The sequence below is a fragment of the Burkholderia sp. SJZ089 genome, from assembly GCF_007828315.1.
GTDB lineage: Bacteria > Pseudomonadota > Gammaproteobacteria > Burkholderiales > Burkholderiaceae > Burkholderia > Burkholderia gladioli.
This window is the reverse complement of record NZ_VIUM01000023.1, coordinates 96,476-121,437: the sequence shown is the minus strand read 5'-3', so window position 1 is coordinate 121,437 and position 24,962 is coordinate 96,476. Positions and strand designations below refer to the sequence as shown.

The window sequence follows — 24,962 nt, the reverse complement described above, 5'->3', positions numbered from 1 at the left end:
GTGCGTCACGCGTGCGGCGCGCCCTTGGGATGGGTCTTGCATTCGCCGCACAGGCCGGTCAGCTCGACCACCTGGCGGTGCATCTCGAAACCGTGCGCCGATTCGCAGGACGAGAGCTGGCGCGCCAGCTCGGCGCCGGGAATCTCGACCGTGTCGCCGCAGGATTCGCAGATCAGGAACTGGCCCTGGTGGGGCGGCCCGATCTCGCAGCAGGCCAGGAAGGCATTGCGCGATTCGATGCGATGGATGAAGCCGTGCTCGACCAGGAAGTCGAGCGCGCGATAGACCGTGGTCGGCGGCATGCGGCCGCGTTCGGGCGCCAGTTCGGCGATCAAATCGTAGGCGCCGATCGGCCGTTGCGCGGCCAGCACCTTCTCATAGACCTGCCGCCGCAGCGGCGTCCAGGTGAGGCCATGCTCGGCGGCGAACGCGTCGGCACGGGCGAGGCGGGCATCCAGGGGCGAGGTCGAGGCCATGACGGGCACCTTCCGAAGGCAGGGAAAGACGAATGATATAACGTATCGCAGCCCTGTGCATGGCCTGCCGCTGCACGCGGCTGCGCGCCATGCGGCAGCGCATCATCGAAACCGGCGCTTTCGCCTTGACAGCACCCGTTTGGTATCCGATTATTCGATCGCAATCTGAGCAAATGATCATTCGATGAGCGTTAGCTCACTGAATGCCGGATGACACCACGAACAACGAATCGGAGACACCAGTGAGATTGCAGGACAAGGTCGCGATTTTGACGGGCGCCGCCAGCGGCATCGGCGAAGCGGTTGCGCAGCGTTACCTGGACGAGGGCGCGCGCTGCGTGCTGGTCGACCTGAAGCCGGCCGGCGGCTCGCTGGCCACGCTGATCGAGGCGCATCCCGACCGCGCCATCGCGATCACCGCCGACGTGACGCGGCGCGAGGACATCGAGCGCATCGTCGCGACCGCCGTCGAGCACTTCGGCGGCGTCGACATCCTGTTCAACAATGCGGCGCTGTTCGACATGCGCCCGCTGCTCGACGAATCCTGGGACGTGTTCGACCGCCTGTTCTCGGTCAACGTGAAGGGCCTGTTCTTCCTGATGCAGGCGGTTGCCCAGCGCATGGTCGAGCAGGGCCGCGGCGGCAAGATCGTCAACATGTCCTCGCAGGCCGGCCGGCGCGGCGAGGCCCTGGTCTCGCACTACTGCGCGACCAAGGCCGCGGTGCTGAGCTACACGCAATCGGCCGCGCTGGCGCTGGCGCCACACAAGATCAACGTCAACGGCATCGCGCCGGGCGTGGTCGACACGCCGATGTGGGAGCAGGTCGACGCGCTGTTCGCGCGCTACGAGAACCGGCCGCTCGGCGAGAAGAAGCGCCTGGTGGGCGAGGCCGTGCCGCTCGGCCGCATGGGCCTGCCGGCCGACCTGACCGGCGCCGCGCTGTTCCTCGCCTCGGCCGATGCCGACTACATCACCGCCCAGACGCTCAATGTCGACGGCGGCAACTGGATGAGCTGAAGCCATGGCCGAGATCGTCGTCGCCGGCGAACTGCTGGCCGAATTCGTCGCCGCCCGGCGCGGCCAGGGTTTCGCCGAGCCGGGCGAGTTCACCGGCCCGTTCCCGAGCGGCGCGCCGGCCATCTTCGCCGACCAGGCCGCGCGCCTGGGCGCCTCGGTGGCCTACGCGGGCTGCGTGGGCCGCGACGCCTTCGGCGACGCGATCGTGGCGCGGCTGGCCTCGCACGGCGTGCGGACCGACGCGATCCGCCGCGTCGCGCGCCCCACCGGCCTGGCCTTCGTGGCCTACCGCGATGACGGCAGCCGCCAGTTCGTCTACAGCATCGACGGCAGCGCCTCGGCCCTGCTGGAGGCCGCCGACGTGACGGCCGCCATGTTCGAGGGCTGCCGCTATTACCACTTGATGGGTTCCTCGCTGACCAGCGAGAACGCCATCGCGGCCGTCAAGCGCGGCGTGATCGAGGCGGCCCGGGTGGGCGCGAGGATCTCCTTCGACCCGAACGTGCGCGCCGAGATGCTGGCCTTCAAGCCGATGCGCGCCGCGCTCGAGGAGCTGCTCGACGCCTGCCACCTGTTCCTGCCCAGCGAGGCCGACCTGCCATTCTTCTGCGGCCCGCAGCCGGCCGAGCGCGCGATCGCGGGCCTGCTGGCCACCCGGCCGCTGCTCGAGCGGGTGGTGCTCAAGCGCGGCGCGGCCGGCAGCAGCGCCTTCGACCGCCAGGGCCAGATCGACGTGGGCGGCTACGAGACCACCGAGATCGATCCGACCGGCGCCGGCGACTGCTTCGGCGGCACCCTGGTGGCGAGCCTGATCCAGGGCTGGCCGATCGAGGCGGCGCTGTCGCGCGCCAACGCGGCCGGCGCGCTGGCGGTGGCGCGGGTGGGCCCGATGGAGGGCAACAGCTCGCCCGACGAGATCGTCGCCTTCCTCACCGAGCGAGGTATCGCATGTCCAGCCTGAGCCCCGCCGCCCCGCAAGCCGCCGTCGCGCCGGACACGCTCGGCGCGATCTTCGCCGCCAACCGCAAGGGCGCGCAGCGCGGCATCTATTCGGTTTGCAGCGCGCATGCCCTGGTGCTGGAGGCCGCCTTCGAGGCCGCCCGCGACGACGGCTCGCCGCTGCTGATCGAGGCCACCTGCAACCAGGTCAATCATCAGGGCGGCTATACCGGCATGACGCCGGTGGATTTCCGCCGCGAGGTGGAGGCGCTGGCCGCGCGCACGGGCTTTCCGCTCGAGGCGCTGGTGCTCGGCGGCGACCACCTCGGCCCGAACCCGTGGCGCCACCTGCGCGCCAAGGAAGCGATGCGGGAGGCGGCGACCATGGTGGCCGCCTACGTCGCGGCCGGCTTCACCAAGATCCATCTCGATGCCAGCATGGCCTGCGCCGACGACAGCGCGCCGCTGTCCGACACGCTGGTGGCCGAACGCGCGGCCCAGCTCTGCGCGGCCGCCGAGGCCGCGGCCGAGGCGGCCGGCAGCGCGCCGGCCTACGTGGTCGGCACCGAGGTGCCGGTGCCGGGCGGCGAGACCGCGAGCGAGGCCGCCGGCGTCGCCGAGGCCGATGCGGCCGAAGCCGGCCCGCTGTCCCATATCCGCGTGACCCGCGCCGAGGCGATCGAGGCCACGCTGGAAGCGCATCGCGAAGCCTTCGCGCGCTACGGCCTGGAAGCGGCCTGGGCGCGCACGGTGGCGGTGGTGGCCCAGCCCGGCGTCGATTTCGACGATCGCCAGGTGCTCGACTACGCGCCGGCCAAGGCCGCCGAACTGGCCGCCAGCATCCTCGCGGTGCCGCGCTTCGTGTTCGAGGCGCATTCGACCGACTACCAGACCGAAGCCTCGCTCGCCGCCCTGGTGCGCGACCACTTCGCGATCCTGAAGGTGGGCCCCGGGCTCACCTTCGCATTGCGCGAGGCGCTCTTCGCGCTGAGCTACATCGAGGAGGCGCTGGTCGACGAGAATCGACGCTCGCGGCTGCGCGAGGTGATCGACGAGGCGATGCGCGCGCGTCCCGAGCACTGGGCGCCCTACTACCGCGGCGACGAGGGCGCGCAGCGCCTGGCGCGCCAGTTCAGCTACAGCGACCGGATCCGCTACTACTGGCTGCAGCCGGCGGTGGCGGCCGCGGTCGAGCGGCTGTTCGCGAACCTGCGGCGGCAACTGCCGCCCGAGACCCTGGTGGCGCAATGGCTGCCCGACGTCTACGACGCGCGCCGCTCGCGTGCGCTCGGCGACGATCCGGCCGCCTGGGTCCGGTTCCGGATCCGCCACACGATTGCCCGCTACGCGCGAGCGTGCGGGATGCAGCAGGACGGGTGAGGCCGACGAGCCCGCCCGACGTGGAAAGACCGTCACAACGAAACACGAACAGCGATAAAACAGGAGACATGCCATGCAAGGACAGACGCTCATCGCCGCCGCCGCGCGACTTCTCGTGGGTGCCGCGTTCGCGTCGTCGGCGCTCGCCGCCCAGGCGGCGACGCTGACCATCGCGACGCTCAACAACCCCGACATGATCGAGCTGAAGAAGCTCTCGCCGGCCTTCGAGAAGGCGAACCCGGACATCAAGCTGAACTGGGTGATCCTCGAGGAGAACGTGCTGCGCCAGCGCGCCACCACCGACATCACCACCGGCAGCGGCCAGTTCGACGTGATGGCGATCGGCACCTACGAGGCGCCGCAGTGGGGCAAGCGCGGCTGGCTCTCGCCGATGACGGGCCTGCCCGCCGACTACGACCTCAACGACGTGGTGAAGACCGCGCGCGACTCGCTGTCCTACAACGGCCAGCTCTATGCGCTGCCGTTCTACGTCGAGAGCTCGATGACCTACTACCGCAAGGACCTGTTCGCGGCCAAGGGTCTCAAGATGCCGGACCAGCCGACCTACGACCAGATCGCGCAGTTCGCCGACAAGCTGACCGACAAGGCCAACGGCACCTACGGCATCTGCCTGCGCGGCAAGGCCGGCTGGGGCGAGAACATGGCCTACGTGTCGACCGTGGTGAACACCTTCGGCGGGCGCTGGTTCGACGAGAACTGGAACGCGCAGCTCACCTCGCCGGAATGGAAGAAGGCGATCACGTTCTACGTGGACCTGCTGAAGAAGGACGGCCCCCCGGGAGCGAGCTCGAACGGCTTCAACGAGAACCTGACGCTGACCGCCTCGGGCAAGTGCGCGATGTGGATCGACGCGACGGTGGCCGCCGGCATGCTCTACAACAAGCAGCAGTCGCAGGTGGCCGACAAGATCGGCTTCGCGGCCGCGCCGGTGGCGGTCACGCCGAAGGGCTCGCACTGGCTGTGGGCCTGGGCGCTGGCGATCCCGAAGACCTCCAAGCAGCAGGACGCGGCCAAGAAGTTCATCACCTGGGCGACCTCCAAGCAGTACGTCGAGATGGTCGGCAAGGACGAGGGCTGGGCCTCGGTGCCGCCGGGCACGCGCCAGTCGACCTACGCGCGTGCCGAGTACAAGGCCGCCGCGCCGTTCTCGGACTTCGTGCTGAAGGCCATCGAGACCGCCGACGTCAACGATCCCTCGCTGAAGAAGGTGCCGTACACGGGCGTCCAGTACGTCGGGATTCCTGAGTTCCAGTCGTTCGGCACGGTGGTCGGCCAGTCGATCGCCGGCGCGGTGGCCGGCCAGATGACGGTCGACCAGGCACTGGCCGCCGGCCAGGCCGCCGCCGACCGCGCGGTTCGCCAGGCCGGCTACAAGAAGTAATTCCGTTCGAGCGTGTCACGCGATCCGGCCGGGCCGGCCGGATCGCGATGCTTCGGCGCGAGCTGCCGCTGGTTCGGCGCCTCGCGCGAGATTCAAGAGGGTCCGAGCATGCGTCACCTACGTCTTCCCCTACATCACACGGCGCCCATGACCGATTCGTCTCCCGCCTCCGCCGCCTCCGCGCGCGGCAAGCCCGCCCGCTGGCTCGTCACACCTTCGGTGGCCGTGCTGCTGCTGTGGATGTCGATCCCGCTCGCGATGACGATCTGGTATTCGTTCACGCGCTACAACCTGCTGAACCCCGATGAAAAGGGTTTCGCGGGCCTCGACAACTATCATTACCTCGCCACCGATCCGTCCTTCCTGCCGGCGATCTGGCACACGCTGGTGCTGATCGTGGCGGTGCTGGCGATCACCGTGATCGGCGGCGTGCTGATGGCGGTGCTGTTCGACCGCAAGTTCTACGGCCAGGGCATCGCCCGCCTGCTGGCGATCGCGCCGTTCTTCGTGATGCCGACCGTCTCCGCGCTGATCTGGAAGAACATGATCCTGAACCCCGTCTACGGGCTGGTGGCCGGCGTGATGCGCGCCTTCGGCCTGACCCCGATCGACTGGTTCGCCGACTACCCGCTGACCGCGGTGATCATGATCGTCTCCTGGCAGTGGCTGCCGTTCGCCTTCCTGATCCTGTTCACCGCGATCCAGTCGCTCGACCAGGAGCAGAAGGAAGCCGCGCGCATCGACGGCGCCGGCCCGATCGCGATGTTCTTCTACATCACGCTGCCGCACCTGAAGCGCGCGATCGCGGTGGTGGTGATGATGGAAACCATCTTCCTGCTGTCGATCTTCGCCGAGATCTATACGACCACCGGCGGCGGTCCCGGCAACGCGACCACCAATCTGTCCTACCTGATCTACTCGCTGGGCCTGCAGCAGTTCGACGTCGGCCTCGCCTCGGCGGGCGGCATCCTGGCGGTGGTGCTGGCCAATATCGTGTCGTTCTTCCTGGTGCGCATGCTGGCGAAGAACCTGAAGGGGGAGTACGAAGCATGAGCGACCTGTCCTTGAAACAGAGCGCGGGCGGCCTCGACACGCTCAAGCGCGCGATTCCCGGCGTGCTGGCCTGGCTGATCGCGCTGCTGCTGTTCTTCCCGATCTTCTGGATGGCGATCACCGCCTTCAAGACCGAGCAGCAGGCCTACTCGATGTCGCTGATCTTCACGCCCACGCTCGACAGCTTCCGCGAGGTGTTCGCGCGCAGCAACTACTTCGGCTTCGCCTGGAACTCGATCCTGATCTCGGTCGGCGTGACCGTGGTGTGCCTGCTGTTCGCGGTGCCGGCCGCCTACGCGATGGCCTTCTTCCCGACCGGGCGCACCCAGAAGGTCCTGCTCTGGATGCTGTCGACCAAGATGATGCCCTCGGTGGGCGTGCTGGTGCCGATCTACCTGCTCTGGAAGAACTCGGGGCTGCTCGACACGGTCAGCGGCGTGGTGATCATCTACACCCTGATCAACCTGCCCATCGCGGTGTGGATGACCTTCACCTATTTCACCGAGATCCCGCGCGACATCCTGGAAGCGGGCCGCATCGACGGCGCCACCACCTGGCAGGAGATCGTCTACCTGCTGATGCCGATGGCGCTGCCGGGCCTGGCCTCCACCTCGCTGCTGCTGGTGATCCTGTCGTGGAACGAGGCCTTCTGGAGCATCAACCTGACCAGCTCCAACGCGGCGCCGCTGACGGTGTTCATCGCCTCCTACTCGAGCCCCGAGGGCCTGTTCTGGGCCAAGCTGTCGGCCGCCTCGCTGCTGGCGGTGGCGCCGATCCTGATCGTCGGCTGGCTGTCGCAGAAGCAACTGGTGCGCGGCCTCACCTTCGGAGCCGTCAAGTGAGCGCGCCGGGCATCGAGGGACGCGATCGGCTGCTGATCTGCGACTGCGACGGCGTGCTGATCGACAGCGAGGCGGTGGCCGCCGGCGTGCTGGTGCGCGAGCTGGAAGCGCGCTGGCCCGGCGTCGAGGTGCGGCCGATCGTGCTGCCGCTGCTGGGCCTGCGCACCGAGCGCGTGCTGGCCGGCGCCGCCGCGCAGGCCGGGCACACGCTGTCGGCCGAGGAGATCGAGACGATCCGCGCCACGGTCGAGCGCGCCGCCGTGCAGGCACCGGCGGTGGACGGCATCGACGTGGCGCTGGCCGCGATCCCGCTGCCGATCGCCTGCGCCAGCAACAGCAACCGCCCCTACGTGGAAGCGGCGCTCACCCGCACCGGCCTGAAACGCCATTTCGGCGAGCGCCTGTTCTGCGCCGACGGCGTCGAGCGGCCCAAGCCGGCGCCCGACGTCTACCTGGCCGCGGCCCACACGCTGGGCTTCGCGCCCGAGCACTGCCTGGTGGTGGAGGACAGCGCCACCGGCATCACCGCGGCCGCGGCGGCCGGCATGACGGTGATCGGTTTCGTCGGCGGCGGGCATGCCTCGCCGTCGCAGGTCGATGCATTGCGCGCGATCGGCGCGCGCCATATGTTCGATCGCATGGACCTGCTGCCGGGCCTGGTCGCGCAATGGATCGCGACCGGCACCGTGCAGTCGCAATGAACTGAGCCGGGCTGCCGCGCGCCGTCGAGCGCGCGTCGCCCGTCACGAACAGCAGCAAGACAGCGGAGACAAATCATGGCAAGCGTGCTTCTGCGCGATATCGGCAAGCGCTACGACGACAACGAAGTGCTGAGCAAGGTCAACCTCGACATCGCCGACGGCGAGTTCGTGGTGTTCGTCGGCCCCAGCGGCTGCGGCAAGTCAACGCTGATGCGGATGATCGCCGGGCTCGAGGACATCTCGGGCGGCGACCTGCTGATCGACGGCGTGCGCGTCAACGAGACGCCCAGCGCCAAGCGCGGCATCGCGATGGTGTTCCAGTCGTATGCGCTCTACCCGCACATGACGCTGTACGACAACATGGCCTTCGGCCTCAAGCTGGCCGGCGCGAAGAAGCCGGAGATCGACGCGGCGGTACGCAATGCCGCCAGGATCCTGCACATCGACCACCTGCTCGAGCGCAAGCCCAAGCAGCTCTCGGGCGGCCAGCGCCAGCGCGTCGCGATCGGCCGCGCGATCACGCGCAAGCCCAAGGTGTTCCTGTTCGACGAGCCGCTGTCGAACCTCGACGCGGCGCTGCGCGTGAAGATGCGCCTGGAGTTCGCGCGCCTGCACGACGAGCTGAAGACCACCATGATCTACGTGACGCACGATCAGGTGGAAGCCATGACGCTGGCCGACAAGATCGTGGTGCTCTCGAATGGCAGCGTGCAGCAGGTCGGCTCGCCCAACGCGCTCTACCATGCGCCGGCCAACCGCTTCGTGGCCGGCTTCATCGGCTCGCCGAAGATGAACTTCCTGGAAGGCGTGGCGCAGGCGGTTTCGCCCGAGGAAGTGACGGTGCGCTTCGAGAGCGGCGAATCGCAGCGCGTGGCGGTGCGCACCGGTTCGCTGCGCGTGGGCGACAAGGTGACGGTCGGGATCCGCCCCGAGCACGTCCAGGTCGGCGCGGCCGAGGGCGAGGGCGTGGCGGTGCGCACCATGGCGGTGGAGTCGCTGGGCGACTCGGCGTATCTGTACGCGGAATCGAAGATCGCGCCGGACGGCATGATCGCGCGGATCCCGCCGCTCGAGACGCATCGCCCGGGCGAGGTGCTGCGCCTGCATGCGCAGCCCGAGCACTGCCACCTGTTCGACGCCGAGGGCCGTGCCTTCGAGCGCCGCCTGCCGCAGGCGCTGGCCGCCTGAGGCCGGGCCGGCAAGCGGTGGCGGCCGAGCGTCGCCCCGCTCGACACGACAAGGCCGCGCGAGTCCCGCGCGGCCTTGTCGTTTTAGGCGGCGAAATCGCGTCCGCGTTTCGACCGTCGTCCAAACGAAAACGGCGGCACCGAAGTGCCGCCGCCCGGGTTGCGCGATGTTCGCGCCATCGATCCTTTCGATTCCTTTCGATCCGCCGTCGCGCGCCTCAGTCCGCCAGCGCGGCGCGCGCGCAGCTCTCGTCGGTGACGATGCCCGACAGCCAGCCGCCGCGCAGTGCCGCCAGCACGGCCGCCTGCTTGCGCGGGCCGCCCGCGAAGCCGATGGTGGGCCGGCGCGGCGGCGCGTCGAGCGAGACGCTGGTCACGCGCGCGGTGGACGGCGTGACCACGCTGCGGCCGCGCGCATCCATCGGCAGCCCGATCATCTCGGCCACCGCGCCGTATTCGATCATCTCGTTCAGTTCGTCGGCGGTGATGAAGCCGTCCACGTACAGCGGGCAGTCCGGGCCGACGTTGCCGATCCCGACGAAGGCCACGTCGGCATCGGCCGTGAGCTGCTCGACGATCCGGTACAGGCGGTGGTTGCACCACTGCGCGCGCTCGGCCACGTTGTCGGCGAACAGCGGCGCGGGCAGCAGGAAGTGCTTGCCGCCGGTCTTCTCCGAGATGTGCTGGGCCACGTCGTAGGGATTGGACGAGCCGTCCTGGGCGATCGCGCCGACCATCGACACCAGCCTGTGCTGCGGCCGCTCGATCTGCGCGATCTGCGCGACCGCGGCCTTCAGGGTCCGGCCGCTGCTGACCGCGATCACCATCGGGCGCTCCTCGTTGAGGTAGCGCTCCATCACCTGGGCGCCGGCCACCGCCAGCTTGCGGTCGATCGCGTCGGGCGTGTCGGCGTCGATCGGCACCACCTCGCAGAGCGACAGGCCGTAGCGCTCCGACAACTGCGCGGCCAGGTCGAGACAGTCGGCCACGCGATGATCGACGCGCACCCGGATCAGGTTCTTCTCGACCGCGAAGGCCACCAGCCGCTGCGCGACCGGGCGCGAGACCTGCAGCTTCTCGGCGATCTCGTTCTGCGTGTCGCCGGCGACGTAGTAGAGCCAGGCGGCGCGCGTCGCGAGGTCGAGTTTTTCGGAGGACTTGGGCACGTGGGCTGGGCTCGTCGAGCGGGCGTCTGGCTGGAAAGTTAGGGATCGTATCGCAAAGCGCGTCAGGCAAGCCGCTGTCGCGAGGGCTCGAACAGCGGCCGCACGTGGCGATACAGCGCGCGATAGGTGTCGAGGCGCTCGCGCAGCCAGGCGTGACGGGCCGCGTCGGGCGCGTATTCGGCCGACAGCGGCGGCTTGGTCAACACCTGCGACGCATCGCCGCCATCGGCCAGCCAGCCGAGCCGCGCCGCGCCGAGCGCCGCGCCGGTCGCGCCGCCGCCGAGCTGGTGGGTGAGCACGTCGAGCGCGTCGGCCACCAGTTGCGCCCAGTAGGCGCTGCGCGCGCCGCCGCCGATCAGTGCCAGCGAGGCCGCGCTGGAGCCGGCCGCCACCAGCGCGTCGTGGCCGTCGGCCAGCGCCAGCGTGACGCCTTCCAGCACCGCATAGCCGAGCCGCGCGCGGTCGGTGCCATGCGTCATGCCGTAGAACACGCCTTGCGCGTAAGGGTCGTTGTGCGGGGTGCGCTCGCCCGACAGATAGGGCAGGAAGATCGGCGCCTCGGCCAGCGCGGCCGGATCGAGCGCCTCGACCTCGGCGATCAGGGTCGGCTCGTCGGTCGAGGTCAGCTTGCAGACCCAGCGCAGGCAGCTCGCGGCGGACAGCACCACGCTCATCTGCTGCCAGCGATCGGGGATCGCGTGGCAGAACGCATGCAGGGCCGATTCGGGATAGGGCATGAAACGGTCGCCGACGATGCTCAACACGCCCGAGGTGCCGAGCGAGACGAAGCCGTCGCCGGGCTGGGTGGCGCCGATGCCGAGCGCGCTGGTGGCGTTGTCGCCGCCGCCGCCCGCCACCACGATGCCTTCGGCCAGGCCCAGCTCACGTGCCGCCTCGGCGCGCAAGGTGCCCGAGGGCGCATTGCCCTCGACGATGCGCGGCATCTGCTCGCGTCGCATGCCGCCCGCCTCGAGCAGGCTGCCCGACCAATCGCGGCGCGCCACGTCCAGCCACAGCGTGCCGGCCGCGTCCGAGGGATCGGAGACGCGGTTGCCGGTCAACCGCAGCCGCAGGTAGTCCTTGGGCAGCAGCACGCAGTCGATCCTGCCGAACACCTCCGGCTCGTGCGTGGCGACCCAGATCAGCTTGGGCGCGGTGAAGCCCGGCATCGCCAGGTTGCCGGCCAGCCGGTGCAGCTCGGGGGCGCGGCGCGTGAGCGTCGAGCATTCCTCGTCGCTGCGCATGTCGTTCCAGAGGATCGCGGGCCGCAGCACGCGATCCTCGCGATCGAGCAGCACGGCGCCGTGCATCTGGCCCGACAGGCCGATGCCGCGCACCTGGGCGTATTCGGCCGGATATCTGGCGCGCAGCGCCGCGAGCGCCGCGCGGGTGCCCTGCCACCAGTCCTCGGGATGTTGTTCGGCCCAGCGCGGATGCGGGCGCGACACGGTGAATGGCGTACCCGCCGTGCCGACGACCGTGCCGTCGGGGGAAAGCAGCAGCACCTTGACTTCCGAGGTGCCGAGATCGATGCCGAGATACATGATGGGCGGAAGCAGTCCGTCGTCAGAGAGTCGCTACTGTAGCCGCGCGGCGCGGGCCGTGCCAATGCCGGATGACCCGCACGGGCGGGGCGCGATGGCGCCCGGGCCGGTGCCGGGCCGGTATTTCGGTCGCTACCTCAGCCGCTGCGTCAGTGCGAGGCGAACCAGGCGTCGACGCGCGCCAGCCCCGCGCGCAGCACCCGCGCGAGCCGTTCGTCGTCGGCCAGCGAGCCCCACAGCGAGCGCTCGGCGGCCAGCGCGGCGACCGGATCGTCGGCCGCGACGATCGCGCGCGCCACGCCCGGGTCCATCACGCCGTCCTGGTACTCGTAGGGCAGCAGGCCCTGCGACCAGCGTTCCAGGAAGCGCAGGAACAGGGCGGGCAGCACGGCGGTCGAGACCGGCTCGGCGCCGCGCGCGAAGCAGTCGGCCAGGGTCGGCGCGATGAAGCCGGGGATCTTCGAGAAGCCGTCGGCGGCCACGCGCTGGTTGGTGTCGAGGATGTAGGGATTGCCGAAGCGCTCCAGCACCACGTCGCGATACCGTGCCAGGTCGAGCGGGCTCGGGGTCAGCGAGGGGATCACGTCGTCGCTGACATAGTCGTGCGCGAGCTGGCGGATCGCCGCGTCGTGGGTGCCTTCGTGGATATAGCTCAGGCCCGCCAGCGTGCCGGCCCAGGCGATGCAGCTGTGGGTGGCGTTGAGGATGCGGATCTTCGCCTCCTCGTACGGATGCACGTCCTGCACCAGCTCCGCGCCGGCCTGTTCCCAGGCCGGGCGGCCCGCCACGAAGCGGTCCTCGATCACCCACTGGATGAAGGATTCGCCCATCACCGGGCAGGCGTCGTCCACGCCGGTGGCGGCCTTCACGCGCTCGGCCACGTCCGGCGTGGGGCGCGGCGTGATGCGGTCGACCATCGCGCTCGGGCAGGACACGTTGGCGTCGAACCAGGCCAGCAGCCCGGCCAGGCCGCGCCGCTCCAGGAACTCGCGCATGCCGGCCTCGAAGCGCGCGCCGTTGCTGCGCAGGTTGTCGCAGCTTTGCAGCGTCAGCGGCCCGGCGCCGCGCGCCTGCCGTTCGGCCAGCAGCGCGGCCAGCGCGCCGTAGATGGTGGTGCGCGCGCCCTGCAGGTCGGCGGCCAGGTCGGGGTTGCCGGCGTCGAGCCGGTTGTGTTCGTCGAGGTAGTAGCCGCCCTCGGTCACCGTGAACGACACGATCCGGCAGGCCGGATCGGCGCCGGCCTCGACCAGCGCCTTCAGGTCGATCGACCAGGGCAGCACGCGCGTGATCGAGCGGATCGTCTCGTAGGCGCGTTCGCCGCCGGGCGTGACGGTCTCGAGCGTGTACGCGCCGTGCTGGGCGGCCAGCGCGTCCATGGTGGCGCGCATGTCGTCGCGGATGTTGGCGACCACCAGCGACCATTGGCCGGCGGTGTCGCCAGCGGCCGCGGCGGCTTGATTGACGCGATGCAGGTACCAGGCCTGATGGGCGCGGTGGAACGAACCGGCGCCGATATGCAGGATCACGGGCGCGACGGTCGGCGGAGGATTCATCCCTTGTCTCCTTGTGGCCGAAGACGGCCTCGTTAAGATCATTTGCTCGCTTTGTGAGCGAATGATCTTATTCGGGCTGGGGAAAGTCAAGGCGGATGGCGCGGATTTCGATGCTGCACTGCGTCGTGGCGCGGGCCGCGGCGGTGCCGCTCGCGCCTTCGCGCGCGGGCTTGCCGAAAAAGACAGTACCGATGCGCGGTCGATGTCTCGATACTGTCGTCTGGTCCCGATTGCGAGAGAGCGTGCCGATGCGCGATACCCGATCCGATCCCGCCGCTGCCGCCATGACGGTGCGCGCGATGCCGCGCCGATCGCCTTCCTGATCCTCGCCAACGGCCGTTACGCGGCCCTGCAGGAATTCGCGCCTGCGTTCGGTTTCGCGGCCGGCGAGACGGTGCAGGGTACCGCGCTGCCCGGGCTCGATTTCGTCGCGCTCGCGCGCGGCTTCGGTTGCGAGGGCCGGTGTGTCGCGGATCCCGGGCTGCTGCGCGAGACCTTGCAGGCCGCGCTGGCGGGTCCCGGGCCGAGCCTGCTGGAGATCGTGGTGGCCTGAACGCGGCGCTTCGGGTCGTGCCGCCAGGCCGGCGTGAATCGCCTTATGATGCGCGGGCTCGCGCGGCGCGCCGCTGGTTCGGCACGCATCGCCTCACTCGATCGATCCTGCCGATCGGCGGCCAACGCGCGGCGAAACCACCATGAACCGGCCGCAAGATCGTCGAAGCGGCCGCCCCGGCAAGCGGCTTGCCAGAGCGCGCCGGATTCCGAGGAGAGTGAGGACATGAGCCGATTCGCCAGGGCGCCGGCGCGCCGCTTCGCATCGCACGACATCGTTGCGCGTCACCCGCATCGAGGCCGCGCATGAACGGCGCGCGGCAGGCCGAGGCCGCGGGCGGCGTCGATATCGGCACGACGCTCGACGCCGGCCCGTTCAGCGCGATGCAGGGCCTGGCCGTGCTGCTGGCTGCGTTGTCGATCGTGCTCGACGGTTTCGACGGCCAGTTGATCGGCTTCGCGATTCCGGCCCTGATCCGCGACTGGCACCTGGCGCGCGAGGCCTTCGTGCCGGCGGTGGCCGCCGGCCTGGTCGGCATGGGGCTGGGCAGCGCCGCCGCGGGCCCGTTCGCCGATCGTTTCGGCCGCCGGCGCGCCGTGATCCTCAGCGTGTTCGTGTTTGGCGCGGCCACCTGCGCGATCGGCGCGGCGCAGGACATCGCCGGCCTCGCCGCGCTGCGCTTCGTGGCCGGCCTCGGCATCGGCGGCGCGCTGCCGACCGCCACCACCTTGACGGCCGAATTCACGCCGGCGCGCCATCGCACCCTGATGGTGACCGCCACCATCGTCTGCGTGCCGCTCGGCGGCATGCTGGCGGGGCTGTTCGCGCATGCGGTGCTGCCGCTGCAGGGCTGGCGGGGTTTGTTCGTCGTCGGTGGCGCGCTGCCGCTGCTGCTCGGTGTCGTGCTGCTCGCGACGCTGCCCGAATCGCCGCGCTACCTCGCCCGCCATCGTGCGCGCTGGCCCGAACTGGGACGTCTGCTGGCGCGCATGCGCCGGCCCGTGGCCGCCGATGCCGCCTTCAGCGATTCGGTCGAGCGGCGCGCGGCGGCCAATGCGGGCGCGGATGGTCGCGAGCAGCGGATCGTGGACGGCGCGCCGTCAGCTCGGATCGGCGCCGAGCAGCGTGGTTTTCGCGCGCTGTTCGCCGACGGCCTGGCCGGCGACACGCTCGCGCTCTGGTGCGCGTTCTTCATGTCCCTGCTGGCCGTCTACAGCGCCTTCAGCTGGTTGCCGGCGATGCTGGCCGCGCAGGGCCTGAGCGTGGACGTGGCCGGCAGCGGCCTGACCGCCTACAACCTGGGCGGCGTGATCGGCGCACTCGGCTGCGCGCTGGCGATCGCGCGCTGGGGTTCGCGCTGGCCGCTGGTATCGAGCGCGCTGGGCGGCGCGGCCAGCGCGGCCGCCTTGTTCGGTGTCGATGTCGCGAGCCAGCGCGGCTGGCTGCTGCTCGGGCTCGGCCTGCACGGATTGTTCGTCAACGCGGTGCAGGCCACCATGTACGCGCTCTGCGCGCACCTGTACGCGACCCCGGTGCGCGCCACCGGCACCGCCGGCGCGCTGATGGTCGGCCGGCTCGGCGCGATCTTCAGCGCCTTCGCCGGCGCCTGGGTGATCGGCGCGGGCGGGAAGGCCGGTTATCTGGCGATGCTGGTGGTGTCGATGACGATCGCGGCGCTTGCGCTGGCCGTGCTGCGCGATCATGTGAAACCGTTGCGGGCGCAACGGCTTGGCGGGGAAGGGATCGCCGGCCCGTCGCGATGAGGGCTGGCCTTGCATCGCACCTGTCGCCTACAGCGTGGTGCGCACGTGCCACAGCTCGGGGAACAGCACCACGTCTAGCATCTTGCGCAGATAGGGCGCGCCGTTGGTGCCGCCCGTGCCCTGCTTGAAGCCGATGATGCGCTCGACGGTGGTGACATGCCGGAAGCGCCATTGCCGGAACGCATCCTCGAGGTCGACCAGTTCCTCGGCCATCTCGTAGAGCTCCCAGTGCGCGGCGGGATCGCGATAGACGGCGAGCCAGGCCGCCTCGACCGAGGCGTCGTGCGCGGTCGGCGCGCGCCAGTCGCGCGCGAGCCGCTCGGCCGCGATCGGGAAACCGCGCCGCGCCAGCAGGTGCGCCACCTCGTCGTAGAGCGAGGGCGCGTCGAGCGTGGCTTCCACCTCGGCGAGGATGTCCGGGCGATGCGCGTGCGGCTTGAGCATCTGCTCGTTCTTGTTGCCGAGCAGGAATTCGAGCTGTCGGTACTGATAGGACTGGAAGCCCGAGGAAGCGCCCAGGTAGGGGCGCATCGCCGAATACTCCGATGGCGTCATGGTGGCCAGCACGTTCCAGGCCTGCACCAGTTGCTCGAGGATGCGCGAGACGCGCGCCAGCATCTTGAAGGCAGGCGGCAGCGCATCGCGGCGGATCGAATCGAGCGCCGCGCGCAGCTCGTAGAGCGCCAGCTTCATCCACAGTTCGCTGGTCTGGTGCTGGATGATGAACAGCATCTCGTTGTGGTCGGGCGAGAGCGGATGCTGGGCCTTCAGGATCGAGCCGAGCGACAGGTAGTCGCCATAGCTCATCGACTTCGAGAAATCGAGCTGGGCGTCGTGCCAGCCCTCGGTGCCGGCGTCGGCCGGGGCCGGCGTGCCCGAGAACGGGCAGCGCGGCGGCGCATCGGCGCCGTCGGTCTTGGAATGGTCAGGATTCACGATCAACAATCTCCGGCAGGTCAGGGGCGCTCATGTCGGCGGGGGCGGCGGCTCAGGTCACCGCCGTGCGGGCCGCGAACTCGGGCGCCCGCCAGGCCTCGGTGGCGAGCACCTCGCGCAGCGCCTCGACGGCATCCCAGATATCGACGAAGCGCGTGTAGAGCGGCGTGAAGCCGAAGCGCAGGATGCGCGGCTCGCGATAGTCGCCCACCACGCCGCGCGCGATCAGCGCGCGCATCACCTCGTAGCCGTGCGGATGCTCGAAGCTGACCTGCGAGCCGCGCCGTGCCGGCTCGCGCGGCGTGACCAGCCGCAGCTCGAGCCCGGCACAGCGCGACTCGACCAGCGCGATGAAGGCATCGGCCAGCGCCAGCGACTTGCGGCGGATCGCGCCCATGTCGGTCTCGTGGAAGATGTCGAGCCCGCATTCGACCATCGCCATCGAGACGATCGGCTGGGTGCCGCACAGGAAGCGCGAGATGCTCGCGTCGGGCGCGAAGCCCGGCTCCATCGCGAACGGCGCGCGATGGCTCCACCAGCCCGACAGCGGCTGCTCGAAGCTGGCCTGGTGGCGCTTCGGCACCCAGGTGAAGGCCGGCGAGCCCGGGCCGCCGTTCAGGTATTTGTAGGTGCAGCCGACCGCGCCGTCGGCCGTCGCGCCGTTCAGGTCGACCGGCACCGCGCCGGCCGAGTGGGCCAGGTCCCACAGCATCAGTGCGCCGGCCTGCTGCGCGTGGCGCGTGAGGGCGGCCATGTCGTGCATGTAGCCGCTGCGGTAGTTGACGTGGGTGATCATCGCGACCGCGCAATCGGCGTCGATCGCGGTTTCCAGCTCGGCCGCATCGTCGACCAGGCGCAACTCGTAGCCGCGATCGAGCTGGGCGATCAGCCCTTGCGCGATATAGAGGTCGGACGGGAAGTTGGAGCGCTCCGAGACGATCACGCGGCGCTCGGGCGCGCGCCGCGCCTGCTCGCGCAGCATCGCCGAGAGCAGCTTGAACAGGTTCACCGAGATCGTGTCGGTGATCACCACCTCGCCCTCGGCGGCGCCGATCAGCGGCGCGAGCCGGTCGCCCAGGCGACGCGGCAACGCGAACCAGCCGGCGGTGTTCCAGCTGCGGATCAGGTCGCGTCCCCATTCGGCCTCGATCACCGCCTGGGCGCGCGCGGCCGAAGCCTTCGGGCGCGCGCCGAGCGAATTGCCGTCGAGGTAGAGGGTGTCGTCGGGCAGGGCGAAGCGCTCGCGCAGCGGGGCGAGCGGGTCGTCGCGATCGAGGGCGAGCGCATCTTCGCGGGTTTGCATGGTGCGGATCGATTGGGTTCGTGAGTGGGGGAGGCGCGAGCGGCAGCCGCGCGCCGGAAAGTCGGATCGGGGAATTCAGGGCGTCGCGCGATCGGCGGGCAGCGCGCGCAGTACCGCGCGCACCGGGCTCGCATCGAGCGTCGCGAACTTGAGCGGCAGCGCGATCAACTCGTAGTCGCCGGCCGGCACGGCATCCAGCACCAGGCCTTCCAGGATCGCCATGCCGTGCGCGCGCACGCGGCGGTGCGCGTCCATGGTCTTCGATTCCTGCGGGTCCAGCGAGGGTGTGTCGATGCCGATCAGGCGCACGCCGTGCGCGGCCAGCAGGTCGATGGTGGCCGCCTCGACCGCGCAGAAGGCGCTGTCCCAGGCTTGTTGCGGCGCGTTCGCGTAAGTGCGCAGCAGCACGCGCGGCGGGCAGCCCGCCAAGGCGGCGGCGATCCGTCCGGGCGCCACCGCGGGCGCCGCGCCCAGGCAGTCGATCACGCGGCAGGCGCCGAGATAGGCATCGAGCGGCACCGCGCCGATCGGCGCGCCCTCGGCGTCGTAATGCAGGGGCGCGTCGGCGTGCGCGCCGGTATGCGGCGAGAGCGTCAGCCGCGCGACGTTGACCGGCGAGCCGGCTTCCATGCGCCACACGCGCTCGACCGCGACCTCGGTATCACCGGGCCAGACGGGCGTGGCGGGGGAGATGGCCGGCGAAATATCCCAGAGCGTTTCCATGGTTTTTCATCAAGTCTCCACAGCTCGAATGATAGGCAATCGAGGCCGCAAAGTGCTTGCGAAATAAACATGGACATTCGGCAAATATCGCAGATAATTTGAACGATAGCTAAAACGGGGACCAGAAATGCATGCAATCTCGCTGGACGCTACTGATTGCCGTATTCTCGCCGTATTGCAGCAGGAGGGCCGGATCAGCAACCTCGACCTGGCCGAGCGCATCTCCCTGTCGCCGTCCGCCTGCCTGAGGCGGATGCGGCTGCTGGAGGAGCAGGGCGTGATCGAGTGCTATCGCGCCTGCCTGAGTCGCGAAAAGCTCGGCTTCGAGCTGGAGGCCTTCGTGCAGGTGTCGATGCGCAACGATCAGGAGCAATGGCACGAGCGCTTCGCCGAAGCGCTGAAGGAATGGCCGGAGGTGGTATCGGCCTTCGTGGTGACGGGCGAGACGCATTATCTGCTGCGCGTGCTGGCCCACAATCTCAAGCACTATTCGGAATTCGTGCTCAATCACCTCTACAAGGCGCCGGGCGTGATGGACATCCGTTCCAACATCGTCCTGCAGACGCTCAAGGACGAGGCGGGGCCGCCCGTCTCGCTGGCCCGCACCGGGGCGGTCAGAGCGGATTGAGCCCGTGGAACGCGCCGCCGTGGAACACCAGCGGCGCGAGCGAGCCCGCTTCGGGGTGCAGCCCGCAGCGCTCCACCTCGCCGACGAAGATCACGTGGTCGCCCTCGTCGTAGCGGCTGCGGTTATGGCACTCGAACCAGGCCAGCGCGCCGTCGAGCACCGGCATGCCGGACTGGCCGGCGGCGTGCGAAACCCCCTCGAAGCGGTCGCCCTTGGCGGTCGCGAAGCGCTTGCAGAGATCGAGCTGCGACGCGGCCAGCACATTGATCACATAATGGCTGTTGCCGCGGAATACCGGTAGCGAGGCCGAGCGCGTCGCCAGGCTCCAGAGCACCAGCGGCGGCGCCAGCGAGACCGAATTGAAGGAACTCGCGGTGATGCCGATCAGCTGGCCGTGCGGCGCGCGCGTGGTGATCACGGTCACGCCGGTGGCGAACTGGCCGAGCGCCTGCCGGAACGCGGCGGCGTCGAAGTCGGGCGGGGTGGCGCGGATCGTCATCGCGGCACGGCCCTCGGCGCGGCGCCCGCGCGGCGGCGAAACAGGTTGGAAGAGGTCATCTGGAAATCGGGAAATTTGTCCCGATTTTAACGGAATCGATGGCTGCCGCGACCCGGCGGCCCGAAACGATCCTGCCGAACCCCGGCCGGATCCTCTGTCAGGAGCGAACATGAATCAGGCAGTGCAGGAAGTCGCCGTGTTCGGCGGCGGGTGTTTCTGGTGCACCGAGGCGGTGTTTCTCGATGTCGAGGGCGTGCTCGCGGTCGAATCCGGTTATGCGGGCGGCCACACGCGCAACCCGGGCTATCGCGAGGTCTGCGACGGCGATACCGGCCACGCCGAGGTGGTGAAGGTCAGCTACGACCCGGCGCGCATCAGCTATCGCGAGGTGCTCGAGATCTTCTTCGCCACGCACGATCCGACCCAGCTGAACCGCCAGGGCGCCGACGTCGGTACCCAGTACCGCTCGGTGGTGTTCGCCGAGTCGCAGGCGCAGCGCGAGGCCGCGCTGGAGGTGATCGCCACGCTCGAGCGCGAGCATATCTTCGGCGCGCCGATCGTCACCAAGGTCGAGCTGCTGGACGGCAACTACTGGCCGGCCGAGGAGTATCACCAGAACTATTTCGCGCGCAATCCGCAGCAGGGTTATTGCGCGGCCGTGATCGGCCCGAAGATCGCGAAATTCCGCCAGAAGTTCGCGCATCGGCTGAAGTCGAATCGCGGCTGAGTGCGGCACGAAACGGAACGGCGGCACCTCGATCGGGGTGCCGCCGTTTTTTCATGGCGCGACGGGAGGCGAGGGGCGGGCGGTTCAGGCCGCGTCGGAGCGCAGCCGCTCGACGGCCGCGCTGATCGCCCGCGCCAGCTCGATGCAGGACAGCGGCGCCGAGCCCTCGGCCTTGTTGTTGATGGTGATCAGCACCGGCTGGCCGGCCAGCACGTAGCGCGCGGCCAGATCGGCCAGCGCGTGGCGCGTGTTCGGATCCTCGTCGACCAGCTTGTCGAACGGATCGTACTTGGCCTTGGCCTGCTCGTACTTGAAGCCGCCGTGCAGGCTCCAGCGCACCACCAGCGGCCCGGGCGTGTCGCCGTCGAGCAGCGCGAGCGCGGCGGCCTGGCGCAAGGGATCGGGCATCCGCGCATGCAGGCCGACGCAGTAGCGCACGCCGGCGCTCGCCAGCATGCGGATGAAGCGCGGCGTGAGCAGTGCGCCGTCGCGGATCTCGATCGCGTAGCGCGGTCCGTCGGGCTCGGCCGGCAGCGGCGGCAGGGCGGCGAAGAAGGCCGCCAGGCGCTCGATCAGGCCGGCCGGGTCGGCCAGCAGATGGTCCGGCAGCGGCGAGAACTGGAACACCAGCGCGCCGGCCTTGCGGCCCAGGCCGTCCAGGCAGGGGCGCACGAAGTCGTCGGTGGCGATGCGCGCGTCGAGGAAGGCCGGGTTCGGGCCGGCCGGCTCGCCGCGCGAGCCGCGCACCACCGCGTCGGTGACCGAGGCGGGCGCCTTGATCACGAAGCGGAAATCCTCGGGCACCTGCTGCGCGTAACGCAGGTACTCGGCCATCGAGAGCGGCGCGTAGAAGGAGCGGTCGATGCTCACGCTCTTGAGCAGCGGATGCGCGCCATAGGCTTCGAGGCCGTCGCGCGAGAGCTTCTGCGCCGAGTAGTCCTCGCCGTAGACGATGCCGTTCCAGCCCGGGAACGACCAGGTCGAGGTGCCGAGATGAACGCCGGGCGGCAGGGCCGCGGCGGTGGCGGCCACCGCCTCGTCGATCGCGGCGGCGGTGACGCCGCGCTTGCGCGAGCGGCGCGGCGCGGCGGGCTTGCCGTCGGGCGAGCCGCCGGCCGCGATGGCGGCGTCGGCGTCGGCGTCGGCATTGGCATTGGCATTGGCGTCGATGGCCGGCGGCGGCAGTTCCTCGTCGCCGAACAGCGAGTTCATGGCCGGTGCCTGGCTCGAATCGGCGGTGCCGGGGTGTGAAGGGAAATCGTCCTGCCGGGTTTCGGTTTCCGCGCCTGCGTCGTCTGCATCGGGGGAAGCCGGGGCAGGCGCGCAGGCGGGATCGTCGGCCGGGCGTGGTGCCGTGTCGGCGGCACCGCGCCGGCTGCCGCGCGGCGCGCGCGGGGGCGCGCCGGCGCTCGGCTGGCCGGCATCGGGCAAGGGCTCGCCGAACAGGTCGAACTGTCCGGCCTCGCGCGGCGGCGCGTCGTCCTGAGTCGTGGTTCGCGCGGGATCGCGCCGCGTGCTGCCTTCACCCATGCATGGCCGTTCGCTTGAGGCTGCCGTCAGCGCGGCAGCGGGTTCTCGTACATGTAGCGCCGCGACCAGGGCAGCGTTTTCGCGCTGCGGCCGGCCTTGCGGCAGACGAGCTGGTAGATCGACACGTCGTCGTTCTCGAAGGCATAGGCGCAGCCCGCGAGATAGACGCGCCAGATCCGGAACTTCTCGTCGTCGACGAGCTGGCGGGCCTGGTCGGCCTTGGCCTCGAAGTTCTCGGTCCAGATGTCGAGCGTGCGCGCATAGTGCCGACGCAGGCTCTCGGCGTCAACCACCTCCAGGCCGCCGCGCTGCGCCGCCTCGATCGCCAGGCTCACGTGCGGCAGCTCGCCGTCCGGGAACACGTAGCGATCGATGAATTCGCCGCCGCCCAGCGAGGTCTCGCCGCTGTCCGCGTCGGAGGAGGTGATGCCGTGGTTCATCGCCACGCCGTCGTCGGCCAGCAGCTCGCGCACCTTGGTGAAGTAGCCCGGCAGGTTCTTGCGGCCGACGTGCTCGAACATGCCGACGCTGGTGATGCGGTCGAACTGGCCTTCCACGTCGCGGTAATCCTGCAGGCGAATCTCGATCTGGTTCTCCAGGCCGGCGCGGCGCACGCGCTCGGTGGCGAGGTCGAACTGGTTCTGCGAGAGCGTCACGCCCACGCAGTGCGCGCCGAACTTCTGCGCCGCGCGCAGCACCAGCGCGCCCCAGCCGCAGCCGATATCGAGCAGGCGCTGGCCCGGCTGCAACTGGATCTTGGTCAGGATGTGGTCGATCTTCTTGATCTGGGCGGTGGCCAGGTCCTCGTCGCCGTTCTCGAAGTAGGCGCAGGAATAGACCATGTTCTCGTCCAGCCACAGCCGGTAGAAATCGTTCGAGACGTCGTAGTGATACTGGATCGCCTTCTTGTCCGAATTCTTGGTGTGGGTGAAGTAGCGCGTGACGCGCACCAGCTTGCTCGCATTGGTGACGGTGCTGCGCGCCAGCGAGTAGCCGATGTCGATGATGTCGGGCAGGCGCCCCTCGATATCGATCTTGCCTTTCACATAAGCCTCGCCGAGATTGTCGAGGCTCGGGTCGAGCAACAGCGGCAGGGCCGAGGCGTGGTTGACCTTCAGCGTCACCGCCGGCGCGCTGAAGTTGCCGAAATCGTGCTGGTCGCCATTCCACAGCACCAGGCGCGCCGGAAGGTTCGCCTTTTCCCGTACTTCGTCCGCCCACTGTGCCAGCTTCTTTTCCCAGAACATGAGGATTCTCCGTTGTCCGTTGAAACGAATACAGCCAAGTCTTCGTACTGACCCGCCGCGTCGAGGCGGCGGGCCGACATGCAAATCGAAACACGAGCTGCGCCGTGGGTTGGTCACGCGGCGCGAATCAGGTCAGGGCGAGAGCCGCTCGATGGTCCAGGCGTCGCCGCCCGCCGGATCGCGCAGGTAGCGCAGGCGATCGTGCAGCCGCGAGGGCCGGCCTTGCCAGAACTCGATCGCCTCCGGCACCAGCCGGTAGCCGCCCCAGTGCGGCGGGCGCGGCGGGTTCTCGCCGTAGCGCGCGGCGAAGTCGCGTTCACGCGCCTCCAGCACCTCGCGGTCGGCGATCACCGTACTCTGCTCCGAGGCCCAGGCGCCGATGCGCGAGCCCACCGGGCGCGAGGCGAAATAGCTGTCGGATTCGGCTGTGCTGGTTTTCTCGATGCGGCCCTCGATGCGCACCTGGCGCTCGAGCTCGATCCAGTAGAACAGCAGCGCGGCATGGGGGTTGTGCGCGATCTCGCGGCCCTTGCGGCTCTCGTAGTTGGTGAAGAACACGAAGCCGCGCTCGTCCACGCCCTTGATCAGCACGATGCGCGCCGAGGGGCGGCCCTCGGCGTCGACCGTGGCCAGCGTCATGGTGTTCGGTTCGGGCAGTTGCGCGTCGAGCGCCTCCTTGAACCATTTGTCGAATTGACGGATGGGATCGGGTGCGACGTCGGCCTCGTCGAGCGAGGCACGCGAGTAGTTGATGCGGAGATCGGCGAGAGAGGTCATTTCTTATGCGAACGCTTCAATCTGGGGCCAGTATAGCCAAGGAAACAAAATCCTGCGTTGTGGTGTCGCGGCCGACCGGCATTGCGACGATCAGGCAAAATAGGCGCTTCGCGGCTGTTCCGCTTTCATTTCGCTTACCTACGCATGTCCCGCATCGACGCCGTCGCAACGCCTCACGATCTTACCCCGAGCCCGTCGAATCAGCTTGACGCAGCCGACCGCTCGCGGCGCTTCGGCGGGGTGGCGCGCCTCTATGGCCCGGCCGCGCTGGCGGCCTTCGAGCGTGCCCACGTGGCGGTGATCGGCATCGGCGGGGTGGGCTCGTGGAGCGTCGAGGCGCTGGCGCGCAGCGCGATCGGGCAGCTCACGCTGATCGATCTCGACAATGTCGCCGAGAGCAACACCAACCGGCAGTTGCACGCGCTGGACGGCAACTACGGCAAGGCCAAGGTCGAGGCGATGGCCGAGCGCATCGCGCTGATCGATCCGGCCTGCCGCGTGCATTGCGTGGAGGAGTTCGCCGAGCCCGACAATTTCGAGGCCCTGCTCGGCGGCGGTTTCGACTTCGTGATCGATGCGATCGACAGCGTGCGCACCAAGGTCGCCCTGATCGCCTGGTGCGTGGCGCGCGGCATCCCGCTGGTGACGGTGGGCGGCGCGGGCGGCCAGCTTGACCCGACCCGCATCCGCATCGACGACCTGGCGCTGACGATCCAGGATCCGCTGCTCTCCAAGGTGCGCGCGCAATTGCGCAAGCAGCACGGCTTCCCGCGCGGGCCGAAGGCTAAGTTCAAGGTCAGCGCCGTCTATTCGGACGAACCGCTGATCTACCCCGAGGCCGCCGCCTGCGAGATCGACGACGAGGCGGCGGCCGGCCCCGCCTCGGGCGGCCCGGCCGGGCTCAACTGCGCGGGGTTCGGCTCGAGCGTGTGCGTGACGGCGAGCTTCGGGTTCGCGGCTGCCGCGCATGCGCTGAAGGCGATCGCCGCGCGAGGCTGAACGCCCGCCTCTCGC

The 24,962-nt window shown here is 69.6% G+C and carries 24 protein-coding genes; 13 read left to right on the top strand and 11 right to left on the bottom strand.

Annotated elements, in window-relative coordinates; genetic code table 11:
- Positions 1-5: 5 nt before the first annotated feature.
- Entirely contained in the window at positions 6-476 is a 471-nt protein-coding gene (locus tag FB600_RS32110; protein WP_098153643.1) for a Fur family transcriptional regulator, read from the bottom strand.
- Between the two features lie 242 nt (positions 477-718).
- Between FB600_RS32110 and FB600_RS32105 the strand changes: the two genes are divergently transcribed.
- The 8 genes from FB600_RS32105 (at position 719) to FB600_RS32070 (ending at position 9,000) form a co-directional block, all read left to right on the top strand.
- Entirely contained in the window at positions 719-1,495 is a 777-nt protein-coding gene (locus FB600_RS32105; RefSeq protein WP_098181609.1) for an L-iditol 2-dehydrogenase, read from the top strand.
- Positions 1,496-1,499: 4 nt separating this feature from the next.
- The gene (locus tag FB600_RS32100) at positions 1,500-2,456 is read left to right on the top strand and encodes a sugar kinase (protein WP_145757953.1); all 957 of its coding nucleotides are present in this window, start codon (positions 1,500-1,502) and stop codon (positions 2,454-2,456) included.
- Positions 2,444-3,814, top strand: a complete 1,371-nt coding sequence (locus FB600_RS32095) for a D-tagatose-bisphosphate aldolase, class II, non-catalytic subunit (protein ID WP_145757954.1) — start codon at positions 2,444-2,446, stop codon at positions 3,812-3,814. Before FB600_RS32100 ends, FB600_RS32095 begins: the two co-directional genes overlap by 13 nt.
- Before the next feature lie 73 nt (positions 3,815-3,887).
- Positions 3,888-5,216: an ABC transporter substrate-binding protein gene (locus FB600_RS32090; RefSeq protein WP_013699217.1), complete on the top strand. Its 1,329-nt coding sequence runs from the start codon at positions 3,888-3,890 to the stop codon at positions 5,214-5,216.
- Positions 5,217-5,324: 108 nt separating this feature from the next.
- A complete protein-coding gene (locus tag FB600_RS32085) occupies positions 5,325-6,269 on the top strand; it encodes a carbohydrate ABC transporter permease (protein ID WP_036038560.1) in 945 nt (314 codons plus the stop codon).
- On the top strand, positions 6,266-7,111 hold the full coding sequence (locus tag FB600_RS32080) for a carbohydrate ABC transporter permease (protein ID WP_013699215.1): 846 nt from the start codon (positions 6,266-6,268) through the stop codon (positions 7,109-7,111). Before FB600_RS32085 ends, FB600_RS32080 begins: the two co-directional genes overlap by 4 nt.
- On the top strand, positions 7,108-7,812 hold the full coding sequence (locus FB600_RS32075; RefSeq protein ID WP_096750287.1) for an HAD family hydrolase: 705 nt from the start codon (positions 7,108-7,110) through the stop codon (positions 7,810-7,812). Before FB600_RS32080 ends, FB600_RS32075 begins: the two co-directional genes overlap by 4 nt.
- A 75-nt stretch (positions 7,813-7,887) precedes the next feature.
- Positions 7,888-9,000: an ABC transporter ATP-binding protein gene (locus tag FB600_RS32070; protein ID WP_096750288.1), complete on the top strand. Its 1,113-nt coding sequence runs from the start codon at positions 7,888-7,890 to the stop codon at positions 8,998-9,000.
- Positions 9,001-9,217: 217 nt separating this feature from the next.
- Here FB600_RS32070 and FB600_RS32065 read toward each other — a convergent pair whose 3' ends face one another.
- From FB600_RS32065 to dalD, 3 genes are all read right to left on the bottom strand, one after another.
- Positions 9,218-10,165: a sugar-binding transcriptional regulator gene (locus FB600_RS32065; RefSeq protein WP_096750289.1), complete on the bottom strand. Its 948-nt coding sequence runs from the start codon at positions 10,163-10,165 to the stop codon at positions 9,218-9,220.
- 62 nt (positions 10,166-10,227) lie between these two features.
- The gene (gene xylB, locus FB600_RS32060; protein ID WP_145757955.1) at positions 10,228-11,709 is read right to left on the bottom strand and encodes a xylulokinase; all 1,482 of its coding nucleotides are present in this window, start codon (positions 11,707-11,709) and stop codon (positions 10,228-10,230) included.
- Positions 11,710-11,858: 149 nt separating this feature from the next.
- The gene (gene dalD, locus FB600_RS32055; protein ID WP_186115844.1) at positions 11,859-13,262 is read right to left on the bottom strand and encodes a D-arabinitol 4-dehydrogenase; all 1,404 of its coding nucleotides are present in this window, start codon (positions 13,260-13,262) and stop codon (positions 11,859-11,861) included.
- A 202-nt stretch (positions 13,263-13,464) separates the two neighbouring features.
- On the opposite strand from dalD, the gene FB600_RS37940 reads away from it, so the two are divergent.
- Both FB600_RS37940 and FB600_RS32045 read left to right on the top strand, forming a co-directional pair.
- On the top strand, positions 13,465-13,815 hold the full coding sequence (locus tag FB600_RS37940; protein WP_409995284.1) for a thiamine pyrophosphate-dependent enzyme: 351 nt from the start codon (positions 13,465-13,467) through the stop codon (positions 13,813-13,815).
- Between the two features lie 305 nt (positions 13,816-14,120).
- Entirely contained in the window at positions 14,121-15,578 is a 1,458-nt protein-coding gene (locus FB600_RS32045; RefSeq protein ID WP_098181611.1) for an MFS transporter, read from the top strand.
- 27 nt (positions 15,579-15,605) lie between these two features.
- Here FB600_RS32045 and kynA read toward each other — a convergent pair whose 3' ends face one another.
- From kynA to kynB, 3 genes are all read right to left on the bottom strand, one after another.
- Entirely contained in the window at positions 15,606-16,520 is a 915-nt protein-coding gene (gene kynA / locus FB600_RS32040) for a tryptophan 2,3-dioxygenase (RefSeq protein ID WP_096750293.1), read from the bottom strand.
- 46 nt (positions 16,521-16,566) lie between these two features.
- A complete protein-coding gene (kynU, locus tag FB600_RS32035; RefSeq protein WP_098153647.1) occupies positions 16,567-17,817 on the bottom strand; it encodes a kynureninase in 1,251 nt (416 codons plus the stop codon).
- A gap of 75 nt (positions 17,818-17,892) precedes the next feature.
- Entirely contained in the window at positions 17,893-18,540 is a 648-nt protein-coding gene (kynB, locus tag FB600_RS32030; RefSeq protein WP_145757957.1) for an arylformamidase, read from the bottom strand.
- A gap of 127 nt (positions 18,541-18,667) precedes the next feature.
- Between kynB and FB600_RS32025 the strand changes: the two genes are divergently transcribed.
- Complete coding sequence (locus tag FB600_RS32025; RefSeq protein ID WP_013699205.1) at positions 18,668-19,168, top strand: Lrp/AsnC family transcriptional regulator; 501 nt, start codon at positions 18,668-18,670, stop codon at positions 19,166-19,168.
- On the opposite strand, the gene FB600_RS32020 is transcribed toward FB600_RS32025, so the two are convergent.
- Complete coding sequence (locus FB600_RS32020) at positions 19,155-19,667, bottom strand: flavin reductase family protein (RefSeq protein WP_013699204.1); 513 nt, start codon at positions 19,665-19,667, stop codon at positions 19,155-19,157. The genes FB600_RS32025 and FB600_RS32020 overlap by 14 nt on opposite strands.
- A gap of 169 nt (positions 19,668-19,836) precedes the next feature.
- On the opposite strand from FB600_RS32020, the gene msrA reads away from it, so the two are divergent.
- Positions 19,837-20,394, top strand: coding sequence for a peptide-methionine (S)-S-oxide reductase MsrA (msrA, locus tag FB600_RS32015; RefSeq protein ID WP_025101698.1), 558 nt, complete (start codon positions 19,837-19,839; stop codon positions 20,392-20,394).
- An 84-nt stretch (positions 20,395-20,478) separates the two neighbouring features.
- Here the strand turns inward: msrA and FB600_RS32010 are convergent, their stop codons facing one another.
- The 3 genes from FB600_RS32010 to pdxH form a co-directional block, all read right to left on the bottom strand.
- Positions 20,479-21,924 carry a DUF72 domain-containing protein gene (locus FB600_RS32010; RefSeq protein ID WP_145757958.1) on the bottom strand — a complete coding sequence of 482 codons (1,446 nt, stop codon included), beginning with the start codon at positions 21,922-21,924 and terminating at the stop codon, positions 20,479-20,481.
- 26 nt (positions 21,925-21,950) lie between these two features.
- Positions 21,951-23,171 carry an SAM-dependent methyltransferase gene (locus FB600_RS32005; protein ID WP_096750296.1) on the bottom strand — a complete coding sequence of 407 codons (1,221 nt, stop codon included), beginning with the start codon at positions 23,169-23,171 and terminating at the stop codon, positions 21,951-21,953.
- Positions 23,172-23,303: 132 nt separating this feature from the next.
- Entirely contained in the window at positions 23,304-23,948 is a 645-nt protein-coding gene (gene pdxH / locus FB600_RS32000) for a pyridoxamine 5'-phosphate oxidase (protein WP_098153649.1), read from the bottom strand.
- Between the two features lie 144 nt (positions 23,949-24,092).
- On the opposite strand from pdxH, the gene tcdA reads away from it, so the two are divergent.
- Positions 24,093-24,947 (top strand): tRNA cyclic N6-threonylcarbamoyladenosine(37) synthase TcdA, encoded by an 855-nt coding sequence (tcdA, locus tag FB600_RS31995; protein ID WP_036038418.1) that lies wholly within the window; start codon positions 24,093-24,095, stop codon positions 24,945-24,947.
- Positions 24,948-24,962 lie beyond the last annotated feature (15 nt).

Excerpts from the sequence above, each read along its gene's own strand:
- FB600_RS32025 (WP_013699205.1), top strand. The coding sequence starts at position 18,668 with ATGCATGCAATCTCGCTGGACGCTACTGATTGCCGTATTCTCGCCGTA.
- FB600_RS32045 (WP_098181611.1), top strand. The coding sequence starts at position 14,121 with ATGAACGGCGCGCGGCAGGCCGAGGCCGCGGGCGGCGTCGATATCGGC.
- FB600_RS37940 (WP_409995284.1), top strand. The coding sequence starts at position 13,465 with ATGTCTCGATACTGTCGTCTGGTCCCGATTGCGAGAGAGCGTGCCGAT.
- kynB (WP_145757957.1), bottom strand. The coding sequence starts at position 18,540 with ATGGAAACGCTCTGGGATATTTCGCCGGCCATCTCCCCCGCCACGCCC.
- FB600_RS32090 (WP_013699217.1), top strand. The coding sequence starts at position 3,888 with ATGCAAGGACAGACGCTCATCGCCGCCGCCGCGCGACTTCTCGTGGGT.
- dalD (WP_186115844.1), bottom strand. The coding sequence starts at position 13,262 with ATGAATCCTCCGCCGACCGTCGCGCCCGTGATCCTGCATATCGGCGCC.
- FB600_RS32080 (WP_013699215.1), top strand. The coding sequence starts at position 6,266 with ATGAGCGACCTGTCCTTGAAACAGAGCGCGGGCGGCCTCGACACGCTC.
- FB600_RS32010 (WP_145757958.1), bottom strand. The coding sequence starts at position 21,924 with ATGGGTGAAGGCAGCACGCGGCGCGATCCCGCGCGAACCACGACTCAG.
- FB600_RS32070 (WP_096750288.1), top strand. The coding sequence starts at position 7,888 with ATGGCAAGCGTGCTTCTGCGCGATATCGGCAAGCGCTACGACGACAAC.
- msrA (WP_025101698.1), top strand. The coding sequence starts at position 19,837 with ATGAATCAGGCAGTGCAGGAAGTCGCCGTGTTCGGCGGCGGGTGTTTC.
- kynU (WP_098153647.1), bottom strand. The coding sequence starts at position 17,817 with ATGCAAACCCGCGAAGATGCGCTCGCCCTCGATCGCGACGACCCGCTC.
- FB600_RS32005 (WP_096750296.1), bottom strand. The coding sequence starts at position 23,171 with ATGTTCTGGGAAAAGAAGCTGGCACAGTGGGCGGACGAAGTACGGGAA.
- pdxH (WP_098153649.1), bottom strand. The coding sequence starts at position 23,948 with ATGACCTCTCTCGCCGATCTCCGCATCAACTACTCGCGTGCCTCGCTC.
- xylB (WP_145757955.1), bottom strand. The coding sequence starts at position 11,709 with ATGTATCTCGGCATCGATCTCGGCACCTCGGAAGTCAAGGTGCTGCTG.
- FB600_RS32020 (WP_013699204.1), bottom strand. The coding sequence starts at position 19,667 with ATGACGATCCGCGCCACCCCGCCCGACTTCGACGCCGCCGCGTTCCGG.
- FB600_RS32095 (WP_145757954.1), top strand. The coding sequence starts at position 2,444 with ATGTCCAGCCTGAGCCCCGCCGCCCCGCAAGCCGCCGTCGCGCCGGAC.
- FB600_RS32085 (WP_036038560.1), top strand. The coding sequence starts at position 5,325 with ATGCGTCACCTACGTCTTCCCCTACATCACACGGCGCCCATGACCGAT.
- tcdA (WP_036038418.1), top strand. The coding sequence starts at position 24,093 with ATGTCCCGCATCGACGCCGTCGCAACGCCTCACGATCTTACCCCGAGC.
- FB600_RS32100 (WP_145757953.1), top strand. The coding sequence starts at position 1,500 with ATGGCCGAGATCGTCGTCGCCGGCGAACTGCTGGCCGAATTCGTCGCC.
- FB600_RS32110 (WP_098153643.1), bottom strand. The coding sequence starts at position 476 with ATGGCCTCGACCTCGCCCCTGGATGCCCGCCTCGCCCGTGCCGACGCG.